Below are 904 nucleotides of genomic sequence, written 5' to 3' on the forward strand. Positions count from 1 at the left end.
ATTCTTGGTATTTCTTTATCTGTTCCGCAAGCTTTTCATCCTTAATGGTTTCAATGTCAATCGTACCGTTCTTTACTTTGTCACGATATTTCTTGCTTAATCCAACGGAATCCGCCTGCTTCATGTATCTTTTGTATGCCTTGCCATATGTTGACAATTCATTTTTGATGGCAGACGTGGCTTTCTTATAATACTTATTAATAAATCCGCTTGTAACTGCGGTTTCTGCCTGTTTGATCCACTTGTCAAATGCGGCCTGGAATTTCTTTATCCTGCGCTCAATCCAGTCAAAGATTTCTTCCGTTGCTTCTTTGGCTGTATCGGCTGCTTTTTGGACTGCCCTGGATGCTGAATCCGAACTATTGTTAGAAGAGGATGGTTTCCTGCTGCTGCCATTATTGTTGTAAGGCTTTTTCGTGCCTGGGTTCGTTGCTCCTGCCTCACCGCTGGCATAGGAAGAACCTTTTAATTTTGCATTTCCTCCAAACAGCATCTTCCCAAAGGATGATATCTTTCCATATTTCTGCAATGCCTGTGTCTGCAAGTGGTTCAGGATAATCTGTCCCTTTTTGATTTTACGGAACTGCGCACCGCCTTTGACGATTTCATAAGTACCGCTCTCCGGGTCAATAATTGTCTCATTCCCAAGTTCATTTATTAATGCCGTTTCTGTCTTAGGCGCACCGATCGTACCGTCTGCAAAAGAGTGCCCGATCTGTGCATTTCCTAACGCCTTGACCGTACCAGAAGCAGGAGAAGAAGAACTGCTGTTACCGCTGTTCCCAGCCTGACCGGATGTCGGTGTTCCTCCCTTTAACAAACCGTTTGGGTCGTTTGCAGTCACATTGACCTTTAATGTCGTGCTTTTGGGCTGTGTCCATTGGTTGAACTGTGCGTCCACTTC

1 protein-coding gene is annotated in these 904 nt (G+C 44.6%); it reads right to left on the reverse strand.

Translation table 11 applies throughout. The annotated features are described in order from the left end of the window. Positions 1 to 904: hypothetical protein (locus tag D7Y06_RS26345; RefSeq protein ID WP_158591511.1), on the reverse strand; the 904-nt coding region annotated here is incomplete at both ends.

Source organism: Roseburia sp. 1XD42-69, from assembly GCF_003612565.1.
Taxonomy (GTDB): domain Bacteria; phylum Bacillota; class Clostridia; order Lachnospirales; family Lachnospiraceae; genus Roseburia_B.